Raw genomic sequence first — 17,473 nt, 5'->3', positions numbered from 1 at the left:
TTTGCCATAGTTATAAAGTATATGTCTAAAGGTACAAAAATTTTTGGACATGGCAAAGCCCTGGCTTGAGAAAGTCGGGGCTTTGTGATAAAAAAAGAGGATATGTCTATTTTGACACACCCTCTTTAAAAACTCAAAAGTAAGTATGTCTAGGAATTACAAATTGAACTTATATCCGATAGTAAACTGGAATACACTGTTTCTAGAATCATTGTTTTCCACTTTGCCGTCTTTCCATTCAGGCAGACCACTAGAAACTTTGGTTACTCCCCAGTTGTACCGTGCATCCACAATGAAGTTGTCATATTCGTAAGACAAACCGATTGGAATAGACAAATCGAAAGTCTTGGGACTATAAGGACTGTCATGCTTGTCTATCAGAAAACCGGGTTGAAGACCAGTCTTTACAGCTAATCCTTTGACAACATAAACGTTGGCAAGAACGGGGATGTTGATGTAATCCAGTTTCTGTTTGTAGGAAGTATTGTCACCGATGTCCCATTTAGCACCCTGTTGAGAGTAGTTGACACCCAAACTGAGCCCGAATAGGTCATCTACCTGATATTGACCTTCCAAGCCACCTACGAAACCGGCTTTTGAGTCAGCATCGACATTGGTCAGAGTAGAAACATTAACACCAACTTTTGGTTGTAAAGTGAAAGTTCCTGCTGGAGCTTGTGCGAAGGCACCGATTGAAGACAGTAAAACAGCTGCCATTAAAATCATCTTTTTCATCTTTCCTTAATTTTTAAATTAAAAACTCTTTTACCGTTTTGGGTTTTCCTAATTTGTTCAGCAAAGGTAATCCATTCTTTTTGAATCTGAAAAGGAATTTCCCCTAATGTGATAGGGATTTACCTATTTCTGAAATCTTGTCTTTGATTCAGAATTGCAGAACTTAATAGCTTTAATGAGTTTTTTCAGATGCTGCTGCCTGCCCCAACTTCTTCATGACAGAACTGATAAACTGTCCTACAGGGAAACACTTTTCCGTGAAAGTCAGGGAACAGGCGCATTGGGCATCTGAGAGATAATATTTGATTAGAGATGGAATTTATATCCTATAGTAAATTGGAACACACTGTTATGAGGATTGTCATTCTGATGATCGACAACATCGGTTATACCCCAGTTGTAGCGGCCGTCAATGACAAAGTTGTCATACTGGTAAGATATACCGATAGGTATAGATAAATCTACACTCTTGGCATCACTCCCGTGATCATCTACCAAGAACCCCGGTTGAAGTCCTAACTTTAAAGCGAATCCTGGTGCTACGTAGAAATTGGCAAGTACCGGAACATTGATATAATCAAGTTTTGTAGTAGAAGAAAATCCGTCACGGCTCCATTTAGCTCCTTGGGCTGAATAGAGTGCTCCGAAACTGATACCTACATTGCTGCTTGCACTTACTTCTCCTTCCAGACCAAGTACCATTCCTACTCTCGAATCAGCACCTACATTAGTCAATGAAGCAACGTTCAGACCGATCTTCGGCTGAAGCGTGAAAGAACTTGATGCGGTACGGCGATGATAATACCTATAACTCCGACGCTGAGCAAAAGCTCCTGACGTTGATAGCAGAATAACTGCCAATAGAATCAATTTCTTCATAATTTATTATACTTTTATTTGTTAATTATTCTTTTTAGGTACTGCAAAAGTATAACTTCTTTTGTGATTTAGAGGTGGTTTTCCCCTATAAAGTGTCGGAATTTCCCTAAAGGAGTATCCCGTTTCCCTAAAAGGGTATCACTCTTATTGGTGGAAATTTGGGATAATCGGTTCTTTTTTTTCGAATCTAATGTGCTGCTCTGGTATCGTAATAACCTTTCTGCTGCTGGCAATAAGCTATGAGTTTCCTGAATATGGGGTCATAGTCTAGTATCTGTGGATTCCCAGTCAAAATGGTTTGTTTCCTTGCCCTTGTTAAAGCGACGTTTAATTTCCGGTCTATTGTCATACCGTCTTCATTGAAACAACTGGCAGTGAGAAATTCGAGTTGGAAAAGATCCTGTACCGTGAAAGAATAAATAATATAGTCGCGTTGGCTGCCTTGATACCGCTCGACGGTATCTATCGAAACGTTTAGAAGTTCAGGTATATGGAGTTTTTCGATTTCTTTCCTGATCATGGCGATTTGGTTCCGATATGGCACGATGACGCCTGCAGTTCTGATAGCGTCAAATTGAGTTTGGGCAAGCCCTGTCATCTTGAATACTTCTTGCGTATATTCAAATATCCGCTTCAGGCATTGAGCCGTGATTTCTGCTTCAGAAGAATTCACTTTATCAGAAATGCCGGTTACCCTGCAGAAATTACTGGGTATAAAGACAATACGATGGTTGAGAAGCAGGTGGTCAAGAGGTGAGATGTGATCACACTCCTCTCTGACACGTGAGGGATATAAATTTTTTTCTTTTTGATGGGGCAATGGTACAGGTTGAATACACTCGCGGGCATAGAACATCTTTCCCGGGAATTCTGCTATTGACGGATGCATTCTGCCTTGGTGATTCAGCACACCGATAAAGTCGTTCTCTCTACCTTGCTTTCTCTCCCAATGGAGAAGGCGTTCGAAAAGAGAATTACGGCAGTTGGTCAGTCCGATCGCATTCAGGTCCTCGTCCAATACCTTTGAATCATTTTCCTCTTGTTGGACGACAGCGGGAAGTTGCTTATGATCTCCAATCAGAATAAACTTTTTTACTCTGGTAAGCAATCCTATAATGTTCGGCTCCAGAATTTGTGAGGCTTCGTCAACAATGGCAAGTTTGAACTGTTTAAGGCTGAAGAGGTATTCCTTGGAAGATATCATGGATGTTGTTCCTACGATAATACGTGTGTTCCGGATTTTCTTCATGAAATCGGCGAGTTTCGGAGAATGCTCTGCCAAGTTGCTAATCAGATAGGGTTGGTAGCGTTTGTCACACGAAAAGGGATTTCCAATCCTGAGAAAATCGATTTTGTTTTCCAGAAGCATATTGCAGATTTCGTCTACTGCTCTGTTGGTGTAGGCCATCAGAAGAATGGATTGGCTGGTGTCGGTCAGCGCTTCCCGAACCATGAACTGGAGGGCACAGGATGTCTTGCCTGTTCCTGGAGGACCTAAGAGGAGAAAGTAATCTCTAGCTTGCTTGGCCCTTTTCAAGAGAGGGTCTAACAGGTCATCATAGTGTCGGGAGAGTTTGATGGACTGGTCTCTTTCAGGTTTCCGCTGTCCGAGAAGCAGGTCTCGTTCAGATTGAGGAGAAGAGATGAACCTGTGTAAGTTACGCAATGATGCTGTAGTTCCGACATCACTGCTGCCATGCTCGATGGCATATGCTTCTGAATGGAAAAGGTTAGGATTCTGCTGCCCATCGTTGAGATGTACGACGAGTTGGTCGGAAGAAATGTCCTGCAGGATACCTTTTAGCAGGATCGCCTGGCGGACATTCGGTATTCGTTGACGGGAATAACCATAGAGATTGACCATATCTCCTTTACGGAAATTGGGCAGGAAATAAGCGCCTTGGTCCGGGATAGCTAAGGTGATGGTGTCATATCCGTTGAAAGAAGAACTCTTTTCCTTTTTTATAATATGTAAGTCTGTATAGATGTTGCCGGTGTCTTTCTTTTCTGCTAGAGGCATATTCCAAAGGTCACTGTAAGAATTGCCGAGACCTTCCTGAGCCCCTACCTTGGAGACGACCTGTTCACGGATCACGAAAGTGACCATCCTGTCGAAATAATGGCGTTCCAAAGGACTCAAAGTGTGCAGTGGATCTGTCATCACTGCGATTTGGGGTCTGAGGTATTGATGGTAGAAAGGGCTTTGGATGTGCTTGATATTGAGTGACTCTGGGGTGAGACGGTCTATTCTGTCATTAAAGCCTTTGGTCGCAATATTGAAGAGCTCCGAGACAACCTGATTCCGGTATTTGATGGCTTCCCTGAAGAGTGTGTGATAATTGACTACACTCATCATTCCGTCTATAGGGGGATATTTTGAATAAAAGAGGCGGATATCTGTACGGGTATTTGTAGTATGAAAATTATAATGCAGGATGCCGAAATAGAGCAAGAGCTGTACCCAGTGGTTTTCAAGTGTGAGACCGTGATGGACCGGATCCAGCTGCTGTCTTTCAATATACATGTTCCGACCTGATTTCTGCTCTATCAGCAATCTAAAGTCTGTGGTCATTAAGTCTACTCGGCCTTCTATTCCCAAGGCTTCACATATAAAAGAAGGTTCTAGAATAGCCTTTGATTTGTCAAAAGCATTAGGTCCGGAAAAAAGTTGGTTTACTCCCTGTAGGATGTTCTTCGCCTGGTTCTCGGCGTCATGATAGAATTTTGTGGGATTGAAACTGTTGCAACAGGAATATTCCAATGCTTTTTCTTGGTAATTGCTTTTGATAGTATCATTCAGTTGATAGTTTTCCTTACTGTTGATGATATCGTCCAAGATTGACCCTGCCAGATTTCCTAAAAGTATCGGTTGTGTGTTCGCCTTCGGTTTCATCTGATTCAGCAGATAGAGGAGAGGATGGTGTCCATATTCGGTAAAGCAACTGGCAATAGAACTAGTATCTAGTAGGAAATCTGGTTCCGTGACGATGAGTGTCGGTTGGATAAGATCGCCGTCAATGTGATTATCCAAAAGATTCAGTTGGGTTCCTTTATGAACGAGGTCCTTGAGATAACTGTGATCGATGCCCCTTTGCTCTTCCTGATAGGGTATAAAAGCCTTTTCAGGAGCATTATCCTGGTCGATGCTGACTTCTATTCCATTAACTTTCACAGACTGGACTATACACCGGATATACCGGTTGTTGATGCGTTGAGGCTGTAACTGATAGGAATTGATCTGAGGAATGGAGGTATTGACATCGGAAGGAATGTCACAGGAAAAAACGGCTGATATGAAAATACACAGAGCGCGGATATCCTCTTTTAACTCCGCATCTGACAAAGGTTGGGGGGAATTGGAATGGCGCCGCATAGTCTGTATGGCAATCTTGTCTGCCACATGAATATGTTTCATGTTGCAGAGGTAATCGACTTGCGAGAAGAGATTGCCGAATGCGTGGCCGGAATCTTTCGTTCCCTCATGACAACACTGTACCAAGGTATCATGCATCAGTTGGTTTTGTGCCATTGGTTCAAGTCCGGGAGTTGACAATATCCTCATGATGCGAGTGAAGAGTTCCTTCGATGTAATAGCTTTATCCATTAGTGCAAAGATAAATAAAATCTTTCACATCTCGTCAGAACGGGAAGGAAGGAAAGACAGAAATTCTTTCTGGAAAATCTGAATCACGACAGATTGGCGTCTATGCTGGAGGTTTGGGTGCAACTTCAAGTATGTCTGAATCGTAGGATCATATCTAGGTAATCTGTCAGAATGAGTGGATATTACGTTTGTCTTTTGAAAAAGGGAGCATTCCCGGTACTATGGATTTTTCCCTTGAAACTTCTGTAGATTCATATAAAAGTTTTACCTTTGTGGTTATGGAAAAAGAAGATTTAATGCTGAGAGCTATAGCGCTCTCTGAGGAAAGTGTAGAAAACGGGGGTGGTCCTTTTGGGGCTGTCATTGCCCGTCAAGGTGAAATCATTGCTGAGGCATCTAATAGCGTAACTCTAGATAACGACCCGACGGCACATGCAGAGGTCAATGCCATTCGCAAAGCTACGAAGATTCTGGGGACATTTGATCTGTCAGGTTGTGATATCTATACATCGTGTGAGCCGTGTCCGATGTGTTTAGGTGCTATTTATTGGGCACATTTGGATACGATCTATTATGCGAATAACCGGCAGGATGCAGCCCGTATCGGTTTTGATGATGATTTCATCTATCAGGAGATTGCTTTAAAACCTGAAGACCGTCATAAGAAAATGGAACTCCTCCTCCCTAATGAAGCCAAGAAAGCCTTTGAAATGTGGGAAAAGAATACAGGAAAGACAGAATACTAAATGTTGAAAGCCATTTGAAAATTATTTACTTACCAATCCTATATATTAAATTAAATGTTTATCTTTGCATAAATTCTAATATGTGAACTAATACGGATGTTCCGCAGGCATCTAAAACCGTTTGGCAGAGTTCTGTACATCTTAAAAAGAGAATTAGAAGTTAACTCGGATTGTTACTTCATATTACTGTGACAGCTTTATGACCATTAACTTTAAGGATAAAAGTTGCTCTGTGATGGAATTAGTATTGAGCTAAGAAGAGGACTATAGTGGTTAATTCTTTTTCCTAAAGAGGGCTATGGCTATGGGTGTTAAAATATAATTTAGATTATTCCTGAGTATCTTTAATAGGTGTGACGGCTTTTATTCGAAGTCTTTTATAGATGTTGAGAAAGATGAGAATTTAATAATGCTTTATATACGTTTACCGCGACCTTGAAAAATATGAAATATAAATGTAGCTTTTTGATAATAGGAACCATCAACTTCTCGTACCCTATTTTGATGTCATAAAGAACTTCTTAATTGGTACGTCTTACAATATTTTACTACCGAATAGTATCAATCTAAATATTTATATTTATGACAACAAAAAATCATCTTATCCTGCTTTTGTTCAGCCTGTTGTTTTTTCCTACGATCAATGTTCTCGGTCAATCTTTTAATGAAAAGGTAACTAATTCTAAAAAGACATGGATGCTGGGTCCTTTTAGACGGCCTTCGGGAGTTAACCCTATAATTTCTCCTTTAGAGTCACAGTTCTTTTGTCCAATGAATCAAAAAATGATCAAATGGGAAGAAGGGGCTACCTTTAATCCTGCAGCAGTTCTTAAAGATGGAAAAGTTGTTGTTTTGTATCGAGCTGAAGATAATACGGTTATCGGAATTGGCAAGCGGACGTCACGTATAGGTTATGCAGAAAGTGAAAATGGGGTTAATGTGTCAAGACAAGGAACTCCGGTTCTGTATCCAGAGAAAGATAAGTTCACCTCTTTAGATTGGCATGGCGGTTGCGAGGATCCTCGGGTCGTTGTTACTCAATCTGGTTTATATGTCATGCTATATACAGGTTGGAATCGTGATAACCCAAAAGGGGAATCTAATACCCCACGTTTATGTGTGGCTACTTCAAGAGATTTAAAGCACTGGACAAAACATGGTCTTGCTTTCGGGAAGGCCAATGGGGGCAAGTTCAAATATCTGGAATGTAAATCCGCTTCAATTGTTACAAAAGTACAGAATGGAAAAATAATTGTGGCTAAAGTTAAGGGCCATTATTTTATGTATTGGGGAGAGAAGGCTGTTTGTGCAGCTTATTCTGATGATTTGATCAACTGGACTCCTTTGTTGGATAAGCAAGGGAATTTATTGAAATTAGTAATCCCAAGGAAAGGGTATTTTGACAGTCAATTGACAGAATGTGGTCCTCCTGCATTGATGACAAAAGATGGTATTGTCCTTATCTATAATGGTAAGAATTCTTCTACTGGAGACGGAGATCCTAATTATCCTAAAGGAACTTATGCTGCTGGTCAAATCTTGTTTGATAAAGATAATCCTTGTAAAATGATAGACCGCTTGGACTATCCCTTCTTCTGGCCAGAAGAAGATTTTGAAAAGAGTGGTCAATACCCAGATGGAACTGTGTTTACAGAAGGACTAGTATACAAGAAGGGAACATTCTTTCTTTATTATGGTTGTGCTGATTCTTTTGTAGCTGTAGCAAAGTTTGCAAAATAGCCTAGACGTAAAATAAATTTAGAAACGGTTTTCAAAGGTTATTTGAATCTTGCCGTATGAACTTATTCCGAAACAAGCCGAAAGAGATGGCAATAGATTTGCTGAATAGTGTAAAATAAAGCCCTGAACAGAAAGTTATAATGGTGAAAAGTATACGATTGGCATCATTTGCTAAGTTTGTTATGGTAATAGTCCTGACTTGGTTTATGACTGGTACTTTGCAGGCTGGACATCATCTGATCCAATATGTTGATCCTATGATTGGGACAGGTGCTGTGAACGGAGATTTCTCCCATGGGCGGGACCCGCTCGGACAATGTATGCCGGCAGTCCTGGCTCCTTATGGAATGAATGCTTGGACTCCTCAGACAGAAGAGAGCGAAGGACATGGCGTTTGCCCTTATTATGCAAATAAATCCCGTATTCAGGGATTCCGTAATAGCCATTATATAGATGGCTCTGCTACTCAGGATTATGGATCTGTGACGATAATGCCTTTACTTGATACGCTAAAATGCCAACCGGAAGAACGGGCCAGTGCATTCAGCCATACCGATGAAGTGTCCCGTCCTGATTATTATCGAGTCCCTCTCTTTAAAGGAACAATTATAGCTGAAATGACAGGAACTTCTCGTACAGGTATTTTTCGCTTTACTTATAAAAAGGCTGGTATGGCTCATTTGGTTATTACCCCCAATAGCGATAGAGGAGAAGGCCGTGTAAGAATAGATCCAGAACATGGGGAAGTTTTTGGAGAAAACCTTTGTCACCGGTTTTACTTGGGACAAGGACAACCGACCGGATTTAGTGGTTGGTTCATCATTCAAGTTAAAAGACAACCTTCTTCTTATGGCGTCTATTCCGGATCGGAAATCATGGAGCACGTGACCTTTATTCAGAATGAAAAGAAATCCGGTGCTTATCTCTCTTTCCCTGTAAAGGCCGGCGAACAGATCATAGTCAAGGTCGCTTCTTCCTTTGTTAGTGTGGACGGAGCTCGACATAATATGGAGGTCGAATGCCCGGGTTGGAATTTTAATCGGGTGCGCAGTCAACTTGCAAAGCAGTGGGAGCGACATTTGTCAGTAGTAGAGGTAACAGGTGGGAATAAGGATGCATTGACAAAATTCTATACGTCTCTTTATCGTACGGCTTTTTGCCCTCATGCTTTTAGCGATGCAGATGGCCGCTATCCTTCTTTCGCAGGAGGCAAGACCATCGAAAAAACATCTGGTACCTATTTTACTGACTATAGCCTATGGGATACCTTCCGCGCACTCCATCCTTTGATTACCTTGTTTTATCCCCATATATCGGGCGAGATGATGCAGTCACTTGTTGATATGTATGAGCAGAGTGGATGGCTTCCCGTCTTCCCTGCCTGGAATTCGTTTACACAGGAAATGATAGGTGATCATACAGCATCTTTATTAGCAGAAGCTTATCTAAAAGGGGTGCGGAATTTTGATATTCAAACGGCTTATCAAGCTATGTTGAAAATGGCTTTTCAGTCTCCTGCAACGTATGATGAATATAAGGATGGAAAAGGCCGCCGAGCTTTAAAATCCTATATGAAATATGGTTTTATACCACTTGAGGATCCCGTAAAAGAGGCTTACCATGGTAATGAACAGACTTCGAGAACTATGGAATATGCTTATGATGATTACTGTGTAGCACGTTTGGCAGAATATTTGGGGCATTTAGATGCCGCCCGTCTATTGTATAAGCGTTCTAAAAATTACCAAAATGTATTTGATCCTCGTACAGGATATGTCAATGGGCGACATGCCGATGGTAAATTCTATGAGAATACGAAACCTGATCAGAATTATTCCTTTATTACTCAAGGAACTCCTTGCCAATACAGTTGGTATGTCCCTCATGACGTATATGGATTGATGAAATGTATGGGAGGCAGAAAGTCTTATATTTTGAAATTGGATTCGATGTTTTCTCAAAAGCGCATCTGGCATGGAAATGAACCTTGCCACCAGATTGGTTTTATGTATGACTATGCCGGTCAACCGTGGAAAACACAGTATGAGGTGAGGCAGATAATGGAACGAGAATATGGATTAGGTGCAAATGGGCTTTCCGGAAACGATGATTCCGGGCAAATGTCTGCTTGGTATGTATTTGCTGCTTTAGGCTTTTATCCGGTTTGTCCTACAGATTGTTATTATGCAATTTCCAGTCCATCATTTGATAAGGTGGTCATTCGATTGGAAGGAGGTAAAACTTTTATGATCGTAGCTCACCACGCATCTTCAAAGAATATTTATATTCAAAGTGCCAAATTGAATGGCAAACCATTTAATCAATGCTGGATTCGGCATTCGACGATTGTAGATGGAGGGAAATTGGAATTGTTGATGGGACCTCAACCTGAAAAGTCATGGGGAATATCCGGAGTGCCTAAATACGCTTCTTCCTTTACACGAAGATGAGATACTCATGGCTTTTAGAACTCTGGGGAAAATAGATTTGATTCATACCTAATTCTTCAGTTGGTAGGATCCTTCGCAGAATTGATCCTATATGCTTTTAAAGGTACTTGTTTATTCAATGAAATTATTGGGTAGTTCAGGTGATGACTTTTCTCTTTAATTCCAATTGGGACTGACTTTAATTGTCATATATAATTACTTATGATAGCGTCATAGAATTTACTTTTCTTCTTTTTGCGTATTTTATAACTCATTAATATTAAGTAATTTATAGTTTTCCATAATTTACTTTTATACTTACTCTATGAACTATCTCGTAGAAAAGGTGATAAATTTGCTGGCGAATTCCTAAACATCTATTAGTTCATCATGACGACAATTGGAAATGACCCGGTAAAGGGAATGACCAACTTTAATCAGGTTAGGACTATAAATCTAAATTTGAGCAATTTAAGGTTATAAAACATGAAAAAGATATCTTATTTACGACTCGTGGCTGGGTTCTTCGCACTCGCCTGTTGTACAGGAAGTGCTATCGCTCAACCGAAACTCAACGCCAATAATATTGACGAGGTGGTTAAAGCTATGACGCTTCATGAGAAGGCCTCACTGGTTGTCGGTACCGGCTGGGGAGAAAGTACGACTGCTACTTTAGGCTCTTTCGCCACACTTGTACCTGGTGCTGCCGGAACTACATTTTCTATTCCGCGTCTGGGTATAAAATATTACACATAACTAACTAATATACTGATATTTATGTTTATACAAGTTGTAGAAAAGTTGTAGATTATACCAAAAAACTGCTTTTTGCCCCTTTTTTGACTGCTATGAGCTTGATTTCTGTACAATAACCACAAATAAAAAAGGAAGTGCCAATCAATCTGTAGACACTTCCCTTACTTTGGATTTGAGTTTTGCCCTTTTTACTGAATTTTATAACCTTTGCCTTTCATCTCCTGTAGATACTTGGAAAAACAACTCGTTCTGTCTGTCTCTCCTGTGCACTCTTCATAGCTCTCCACTTGGCTTTTACAGGCATCAACGGCACGTCTGTCATATTCAGACCTTTCCAAATATCCCCATAAAGCCACATCAAAACCACTTACTCCTGTAGCATATACGCCTCTTGCTATATGCTTTAAAATCTCTCTGTTATTAGCCATTATTATTCTCCTCTTGCATTTTTAATACTTTCTCTGTTATCTTATCTATAAATTCATCGGGTGCAGTATCTATCAGATGTTCAAGCGCCTTGTATTCTGTGCTTATACGTTCATCCACGCTTACAGGCGCCTGCTTAGGTAGTACATAGCCTATGAGCTTTTCTATCAAAGACAATCTCTGATACGGTGCCAATTTCTTTAAATCGGCTTTTATCTGTCCTCTGTTGTCGTCTATGAGCTTTTCTATAAACGCCCTTAATGTTGCATTTGCTTTATTTGGAGTGCCTTTTGACCTACCACCTAACCTGCCCTTACCATCATTCTTCATTCTTCCCATACTAAATAAAACTACTTTTGTAAACCTATATTTGTAAAGGAATATTTTATGTTCCTAATTTATGCTTGGTTCCTGTTTTTGGAACTCAATACAACTTAATATATCGTGAGGGGTATAATCATCTGAAAAAGCGTACTGCTTCATTTACCTTTTTGTCAAGTTCCTTTACCGAGCAATTCTCTTTCAGTAATTTTCCTGTAGTAGTGTGGCAAACGTTTTTTATAGCAGTCCTCATCTCAAAAGCTTGGCGCTTATTCAGTTCACCACGCTGCTGGGCTTCTGTTATTTCATCTAATAAAGACAATTCACCGCCTCTTTGCTCTATCAAGGCTAAGAGACCTGCCCTATATAGTTCCTTTTTCCCTTTCATAGCCTCAAAATCTAATTGAATGTCATTAATCTTACTAATAGCCTTATAGGCTTCATACCATCTCTTAATCGTACTCATATAGAAAGCCTCATCATAAAGCAGCCTGCCTGTTACTTCTGATACGTGCAACGTATATGGTAGCCTGTGCAGAAATCTTATTTCATACCTTAGCACGTTCCTGCCCTTGTATAATTCAGGTATGTTTTCACCAGCTCTCGTTTGCTCCCTTACTTTGTCATAAAAGGCAAGTTGGGTGTTCGTTCCTGCATAGTATAACCCCGTAGGTTCCTGTAGCCTCTTAGCGTACCTTAGGGTTCCCAAATGCCTCAAATAAACGCCTGTAGGGTTCTTTAGTACAAAATTCTGACCAATATCCAAGCGGGTAACCTTTGCAAGCTCCATGGGCAAATGTAACGTGTCAGAAAGCTTTTCTATGCCTAATTTTATATCACCCCTTGTTAGCGTCTTGAAATTGTTTCCAAGGCACCATTTGCAAAAGCTGCTATCCTTTATGATTACACTCATCCTGCTTATAAAAACTTTCAAACTGCCAACATATCCGTTAACCACATAGAAACGCCCATCAAAACAATGCTCTGACCTATTGGCATCATCAAGATGTGAAGGAACTTCTTTTAGAAAGTCTATTCCACCAGCTTCTGTTACTCCCAAGTTCAAATTAAGACTATCAATCATTTGAAACACATTAAAAGTTCCAAAAACAGGAACTTAAAGCAAAAAGAGAATGTGGCTTTTTGCACATTCTCTCCAGCTTAAACTACAGTTTGTCTGCCAATGTCTCTAATTTCTCTTTGTATTGCTTATCCAAAATTTGTTTTGTGCCGTTGTTAATTGCTCTGGCAAGGTCAAAACAGTTATCTGCTGGCTTATCTTGGCTTGCAATCTTATCAAGCATCCCCTTTGCTGCAACATCTCCATACTTTGCTGCAAACTGAATGTAGCCCTCTACTTCTTTTTTTGTAAAATAGTTTTTACTCATGATTTCTAAAATTTAAATATTAAACGTTATGATAGTTTCTGTCTCAATGCTTCTATTTCATCATCAAGCATACCGTCTGACAACTCGTTGTAAAGTCCTGCTTTATCCCTTGCCATCCCACGAGCTACAAAGATTTCTATAACGGCACCATCCTTTAATCTCCCATTTGCAACTTCTGCATCATGGAAGATGAACAATAGGGCATCTGCCGTTCCTTTCATGTCGCCATAACCTAAATTGCTTTGTGGTTCAGGCACATAAATGCTACTGATATTCTTTGACTTTGTTAGCGCCTTATCAGCTTTCCTATGTACGCTACCGCCAAAGGTCTTGGGTACGTCTCCAAAGTAACAAAACAGGTCGCCTACGTTGCATCCGTCTCGTTTGTCTGTATGTCTAAGGGCTTTCATAGACCTTTTTTCTTCAAAAGGTTCATAGCTTCTTGTTGAGGCGGTACAGTCTATTCTAAGCTTGGCTTTTGTGCCTTTAAGACGTTCAAAACGGTAATAATCTGTCAGTATCATAGATTACCCCCTTTCTGACAATATTCATGTGCTCTGTCTGAAATCTCTGCTACAGTTGCACATCTATTCTGTAAAGCCCATCTGTCAAGCGCCTTACGCTCAAAGTAGCACATCTTCCCATTTGGCTTGGAATATGGTATTTCTTTATCCATGGTAAGCTTATAAAGACAAGATTTTGATATGCCCAAATAAGCAGCAGCCTCGTTAGACGTTAAAATGTCTTTTGTGTTAATAGCCAATCGACTTGCAATCATGCCTGCAAAGTCTTTGAATTTTTTAATAGCAAAATTTTCTTCCATTTTTTCTTGAATTTTAAATTAATACACAAAGGAAGATAAAAATCAAGAATTGTAGAAAAATGAAAAGTGGTGTTTAGTGGAGTAAAAAAACGCTCCATCAAACACCACTAAAAACAACTGTAAAGGCGCTTTTGTAAGGTCTTATTTTTATTCCTTTAGTCTATTCCTCATGCCATCAATTTCAGCTTTAGTGTACATTCTTTCCTCACTCACATACCTGTTATAACCGCTTTCTGCCCCAATATCTCCAAATTCATCCTTGACTTGTTTGTATGTCGGTTTTTGCAATATTCCCTCTTCAATGCTTTCAAGTATTACCAAGGCAACATATTTCCCTATTCTGCCATCAATTAGAGAATGAAGTTTTGCCAAAGCCTCATCTTTGTTTTCTGCCAATAGCTTATCTCTGAAAGTGACTTTGTGCCTTTGCCTCTTTTCCCTTGGCGTTTGTGCCTGTTGAGGCTGCCCCGATTCTCCCAATAGGTCTTTTAGGTAGTTATATTTGCAATACTTTACCAAGAATAGTCTACCGTCTGATTTTGCAGCATTGATAATCACATCTCTGCCAAATTTAGGTTTGTGGGCAAACCTCATGTAAAGTTGCTCCATTTGGGACAATATTCCATCCTCTGATAATTTTGGAAAACCACCGTTTGTGTAGGCTATGCCACTCATGTTAATGGTGCCATCCTCGTTGGTACTGAATTTACTATATCCTGCCAACAAATCCTTGATATATCCTCTTATGTCACTCTTATATTGCAAAGTCTCCCTTGTTTGTTTCTTAAATAGGGATAGTTCACTTTTTGCATACTGCATATTCACATCCAAAATGTCATGCAGCTCTTTTTGTATGTTATCGTCTCTTTCCATAATCATCCCCTTTACAACTAATCACAAAACCCTATCCACGACAAAGAGATAACTAACCATACCTAAAGGCACATAATATACCGTCTCTTTTGGTTCAAAGCATTTTAGACCTATTTCCCTATGTGCTCCATCATAGAAAGCCAACATCTTAACATAAGCTTTGCCGTTGTTCAGCACAACACAAACAATCTTCTTGATGTTCCTGATTATCTGTTGTTCATTTGTTGGCACTTCATGAGCCGTTATTTCATCACCGTCTTTTAATCTTATAGGGGACTTGCTACTATCCATGCACGTACCCCTAACTCCAAAAACCGTATTTTCCATATCCTAATCAATTCTAAATATTGCTAACATCAATTTGTGGTAGACTGTCAATAGCTGCTTTTTTCTGACTATCAAGCGCCCTTACATACTTTTGTGTAAATTTCAGGCTGCTATGCCCCAACAGTTCACTAACCACCTTTATGTTTGCACCGTTGCTTAACATATTTGTGGCAAAACTATGCCTGCCACAATGCCACGTTATATGTTTGTCAATTCCAGCTTTTGCCACCCAACACTTCAATGCTTTTTCACTACTTTGAATGGTAGGCATCTTGAATATTAAATCACTGTCTTTTGCACCTTTTGGCTTTTTCCCTATAATAGCTAACAGAGTATCGTTTAATGGTATCGTTACCCCGCTAACACTACTATCATGCTCCACTTTGCTTTGTCTGAATGTCATTAACTTGTTACTGTAATCAATATTCCCATAAGTGAGACGCCTTAAATCACAATGCCTGATACCTGTAAAGCAGGTAAGGGCAAATGCACGCCTAATCGTCTTGCTTTCTTTGTCATAGTGTGTTGCAAATAACCGTTGCAATTCCTCACGACTTAGTATGTCTTTACTTAGGATGTCGTCTGTGGAAACTACCTTGATACCCCTACATGGACTTTCCTTGATTACCTTTTGCTCTACTGCATAGTTGATTAAACGCTTGAAACGCTGCCAATAGGTTCTGATTCCCTCTCCTTTATGCCTTTTCTCAATATAATGTGAAAAACGCTGCATCATAGCTTTGTTGAGATACTTTGGTTCTATCCTGTCGGCAAATTGTGGGTACTCCTTACAGATGAACTCATGGAAGTTCTTTAATGCCCCCTCTAATATGAACTTATTCTTAACTCCTGAATTTTTAACGAAGTTGGCAAAGTAACCAAACAGATTTATGCCTTTCTGCTTAACCCTGTAGCCCTCTCTGTCCTCTAACAACATTTGTCCTCGTTCATCCTTTATCCTGATTGCAAGTGCCAATGTTTCTTTGTTTTGTTGCCTCTCAACAGGGGTTCTTGGGTTTTTATTCAGATAGAGTTTTAATGATTCCATCTTCCTTTCTTCTGCACATTTTTCCTTATTCCAGCCAAATGAATAAAAAAGACACAAGCTCGCCCTACCGTCTTTCAACATCCTAACCCCTAACTTTGGGTTGTCTGTTGTAGCGTTCCAATCTTTAGAGTTAAATTTAATTGTTGCCATATTTAATCTGCTTTTGTTTCTTTTCTTTGCAAATATAGCTTTTTTATTTCATATTAGGATAACTACCCATCAACTTTTTTGCACTTTTATTACCCTAATATCATACAACTTGACTTTTTTTGTTAAAATCAACTAAAAATGCAATATCAGATATTGAAAATTAGCCAATGAATAAAGGATATTTCATGAAATAAAAAGTTGTAGAAAAGTTGTATAGATTATCAAAAAACAAGCAATTATCTGTTGATATATGAAGATACCATCATTTTAAAAAATCCTCTTTAAACCCTTATATCGTTGATTTAAAGCCATTTTTATACCCTTTGTTTCATTTCTATTTTTACCTAAAAATATGGTTTAATTCCGCGTCTGGGTATTACCACGATGGTTCTGTCAGACGGACCTGCAGGATTACGCATTAATCCTACCCGTGATTATGATAGCAATACTTACTATTGTACCCATTTCCCTATCGGGACTTGCCTCTCCAGTTCTTGGGATACTGACCTCGTACAACAAGTGGGTCAAGCCATAGGAAATGAAGTGTTGGAATATGGGGCAGATGTCATCCTCGGACCGGGTGTCTGCCTGCAGCGGAATCCGTTGTGCGGACGTAATTTCGAATACTATTCGGAAGATCCCGTGTTGTCAGGTAATATTGCGGCTGCTTATATCAATGGTGTGCAGAGTGAAGGTGTCGGTGCTTGTATCAAGCATTTTGCCTTTAATAATCAGGAGACTGCACGGCTTGGAAACGATGTCCGTATTGATCAGCGTGCCGCACGTGAACTCTATCTGAGGAATTTCGAGATCGCCATTAAGAAATCTCATCCTTGGGCTGTCATGTCTTCCTATAATAGGGTGAATGGGACTGAAACTTCAGAACGCCGGGACTTGTTGACGACTATCCTGCGTGATGAATGGGGATTCGGTGGTATCGTCATGACCGATTGGCTTGGTGGTACAGACCCTATTTGGCGTGATGGTGCTACGGATCGTGTAGCTAATATGACTGCCGGTAATGATCTGATTGAACCGGGCGCCACAGTTGATGTGCAGACGATTGAAAAAGCAGTGAAATCCGGAAAATTGAATATTAAATACTCAAGTTTCGGAAGTAAGAATTATCAACAACCTGCTATACTGCGATTTTTTCGTAGAAGTTTACAAACCGGTTCATCTTATCAGCCTTGTAGATAATTTTGTACATGATTCCGTCATCAAATCC

The 17,473-nt window shown here is 39.9% G+C and carries 16 protein-coding genes and 1 pseudogene; 5 read left to right on the top strand and 12 right to left on the bottom strand.

Annotated elements, in window-relative coordinates; translation table 11 throughout:
• Positions 1–156: 156 nt before the first annotated feature.
• From NG821_RS11000 to NG821_RS10990, 3 genes are all read right to left on the bottom strand, one after another.
• Positions 157–735, bottom strand: a complete 579-nt coding sequence (locus NG821_RS11000) for a porin family protein (RefSeq protein ID WP_252761712.1) — start codon at positions 733–735, stop codon at positions 157–159.
• A gap of 306 nt (positions 736–1,041) precedes the next feature.
• On the bottom strand, positions 1,042–1,614 hold the full coding sequence (locus NG821_RS10995; RefSeq protein WP_252761711.1) for an outer membrane beta-barrel protein: 573 nt from the start codon (positions 1,612–1,614) through the stop codon (positions 1,042–1,044).
• A gap of 187 nt (positions 1,615–1,801) precedes the next feature.
• Positions 1,802–5,218: a DEAD/DEAH box helicase gene (locus tag NG821_RS10990; protein ID WP_252761710.1), complete on the bottom strand. Its 3,417-nt coding sequence runs from the start codon at positions 5,216–5,218 to the stop codon at positions 1,802–1,804.
• Between the two features lie 278 nt (positions 5,219–5,496).
• Here NG821_RS10990 and NG821_RS10985 point away from each other — a divergent pair, with 278 nt between their 5' ends.
• From NG821_RS10985 to NG821_RS10970, 4 genes are all read left to right on the top strand, one after another.
• The gene (locus NG821_RS10985) at positions 5,497–5,964 is read left to right on the top strand and encodes a nucleoside deaminase (protein ID WP_252761709.1); all 468 of its coding nucleotides are present in this window, start codon (positions 5,497–5,499) and stop codon (positions 5,962–5,964) included.
• A 582-nt stretch (positions 5,965–6,546) separates the two neighbouring features.
• Entirely contained in the window at positions 6,547–7,704 is a 1,158-nt protein-coding gene (locus NG821_RS10980; protein WP_252761708.1) for a glycoside hydrolase family 130 protein, read from the top strand.
• Positions 7,705–7,844: 140 nt separating this feature from the next.
• Positions 7,845–10,154 (top strand): GH92 family glycosyl hydrolase, encoded by a 2,310-nt coding sequence (locus NG821_RS10975; protein ID WP_252761707.1) that lies wholly within the window; start codon positions 7,845–7,847, stop codon positions 10,152–10,154.
• A 465-nt stretch (positions 10,155–10,619) separates the two neighbouring features.
• Complete coding sequence (locus NG821_RS10970; RefSeq protein ID WP_317233090.1) at positions 10,620–10,889, top strand: hypothetical protein; 270 nt, start codon at positions 10,620–10,622, stop codon at positions 10,887–10,889.
• Between the two features lie 188 nt (positions 10,890–11,077).
• On the opposite strand, the gene NG821_RS10965 is transcribed toward NG821_RS10970, so the two are convergent.
• From NG821_RS10965 to NG821_RS10925, 9 genes are all read right to left on the bottom strand, one after another.
• On the bottom strand, positions 11,078–11,317 hold the full coding sequence (locus tag NG821_RS10965) for a hypothetical protein (protein WP_252761706.1): 240 nt from the start codon (positions 11,315–11,317) through the stop codon (positions 11,078–11,080).
• Positions 11,310–11,654, bottom strand: coding sequence for a hypothetical protein (locus NG821_RS10960; RefSeq protein ID WP_252761705.1), 345 nt, complete (start codon positions 11,652–11,654; stop codon positions 11,310–11,312). The genes NG821_RS10965 and NG821_RS10960 overlap by 8 nt, the downstream gene beginning before the upstream one ends.
• 118 nt (positions 11,655–11,772) lie before the next feature.
• A complete protein-coding gene (locus NG821_RS10955) occupies positions 11,773–12,720 on the bottom strand; it encodes a phage/plasmid replication domain-containing protein (RefSeq protein ID WP_252761704.1) in 948 nt (315 codons plus the stop codon).
• Positions 12,721–12,802: 82 nt separating this feature from the next.
• Positions 12,803–13,024 (bottom strand): hypothetical protein, encoded by a 222-nt coding sequence (locus NG821_RS10950; RefSeq protein ID WP_252761703.1) that lies wholly within the window; start codon positions 13,022–13,024, stop codon positions 12,803–12,805.
• Between the two features lie 26 nt (positions 13,025–13,050).
• Positions 13,051–13,434, bottom strand: coding sequence for a hypothetical protein (locus NG821_RS10945; RefSeq protein WP_252761702.1), 384 nt, complete (start codon positions 13,432–13,434; stop codon positions 13,051–13,053).
• A gap of 110 nt (positions 13,435–13,544) precedes the next feature.
• Entirely contained in the window at positions 13,545–13,847 is a 303-nt protein-coding gene (locus tag NG821_RS10940; protein WP_252761701.1) for a helix-turn-helix domain-containing protein, read from the bottom strand.
• Positions 13,848–13,994: 147 nt separating this feature from the next.
• Positions 13,995–14,720, bottom strand: coding sequence for a hypothetical protein (locus NG821_RS10935; protein WP_252761700.1), 726 nt, complete (start codon positions 14,718–14,720; stop codon positions 13,995–13,997).
• A gap of 21 nt (positions 14,721–14,741) precedes the next feature.
• Positions 14,742–15,047, bottom strand: coding sequence for a hypothetical protein (locus NG821_RS10930; RefSeq protein ID WP_252761699.1), 306 nt, complete (start codon positions 15,045–15,047; stop codon positions 14,742–14,744).
• A gap of 13 nt (positions 15,048–15,060) precedes the next feature.
• On the bottom strand, positions 15,061–16,245 hold the full coding sequence (locus NG821_RS10925; RefSeq protein WP_252761698.1) for a site-specific integrase: 1,185 nt from the start codon (positions 16,243–16,245) through the stop codon (positions 15,061–15,063).
• Positions 16,246–16,605: 360 nt separating this feature from the next.
• Here NG821_RS10925 and NG821_RS10920 point away from each other — a divergent pair.
• Positions 16,606–17,340, top strand: a pseudogene (locus tag NG821_RS10920) (glycoside hydrolase family 3 protein); the annotation flags it as partial.
• Positions 17,341–17,473: the final 133 nt, after the last annotated feature.

Source organism: Segatella cerevisiae (assembly GCF_024054555.1).
GTDB classification, from domain to species: Bacteria; Bacteroidota; Bacteroidia; order Bacteroidales; family Bacteroidaceae; genus Prevotella; species Prevotella cerevisiae.
This window is presented reverse-complemented; position numbering and strand designations above follow the sequence as displayed.

Bases quoted from the DNA above. Each gene is read 5' to 3' on its own strand.
- NG821_RS11000 (WP_252761712.1), bottom strand. From the start codon at position 735: ATGAAAAAGATGATTTTAATGGCAGCTGTTTTACTGTCTTCAATCGGT.
- NG821_RS10995 (WP_252761711.1), bottom strand. From the start codon at position 1,614: ATGAAGAAATTGATTCTATTGGCAGTTATTCTGCTATCAACGTCAGGA.
- NG821_RS10990 (WP_252761710.1), bottom strand. From the start codon at position 5,218: ATGGATAAAGCTATTACATCGAAGGAACTCTTCACTCGCATCATGAGG.
- NG821_RS10985 (WP_252761709.1), top strand. From the start codon at position 5,497: ATGGAAAAAGAAGATTTAATGCTGAGAGCTATAGCGCTCTCTGAGGAA.
- NG821_RS10980 (WP_252761708.1), top strand. From the start codon at position 6,547: ATGACAACAAAAAATCATCTTATCCTGCTTTTGTTCAGCCTGTTGTTT.
- NG821_RS10975 (WP_252761707.1), top strand. From the start codon at position 7,845: ATGGTGAAAAGTATACGATTGGCATCATTTGCTAAGTTTGTTATGGTA.
- NG821_RS10970 (WP_317233090.1), top strand. From the start codon at position 10,620: ATGAAAAAGATATCTTATTTACGACTCGTGGCTGGGTTCTTCGCACTC.
- NG821_RS10965 (WP_252761706.1), bottom strand. From the start codon at position 11,317: ATGGCTAATAACAGAGAGATTTTAAAGCATATAGCAAGAGGCGTATAT.
- NG821_RS10960 (WP_252761705.1), bottom strand. From the start codon at position 11,654: ATGGGAAGAATGAAGAATGATGGTAAGGGCAGGTTAGGTGGTAGGTCA.
- NG821_RS10955 (WP_252761704.1), bottom strand. From the start codon at position 12,720: ATGATTGATAGTCTTAATTTGAACTTGGGAGTAACAGAAGCTGGTGGA.
- NG821_RS10950 (WP_252761703.1), bottom strand. From the start codon at position 13,024: ATGAGTAAAAACTATTTTACAAAAAAAGAAGTAGAGGGCTACATTCAG.
- NG821_RS10945 (WP_252761702.1), bottom strand. From the start codon at position 13,434: ATGAAAGCCCTTAGACATACAGACAAACGAGACGGATGCAACGTAGGC.
- NG821_RS10940 (WP_252761701.1), bottom strand. From the start codon at position 13,847: ATGGAAGAAAATTTTGCTATTAAAAAATTCAAAGACTTTGCAGGCATG.
- NG821_RS10935 (WP_252761700.1), bottom strand. From the start codon at position 14,720: ATGGAAAGAGACGATAACATACAAAAAGAGCTGCATGACATTTTGGAT.
- NG821_RS10930 (WP_252761699.1), bottom strand. From the start codon at position 15,047: ATGGAAAATACGGTTTTTGGAGTTAGGGGTACGTGCATGGATAGTAGC.
- NG821_RS10925 (WP_252761698.1), bottom strand. From the start codon at position 16,245: ATGGCAACAATTAAATTTAACTCTAAAGATTGGAACGCTACAACAGAC.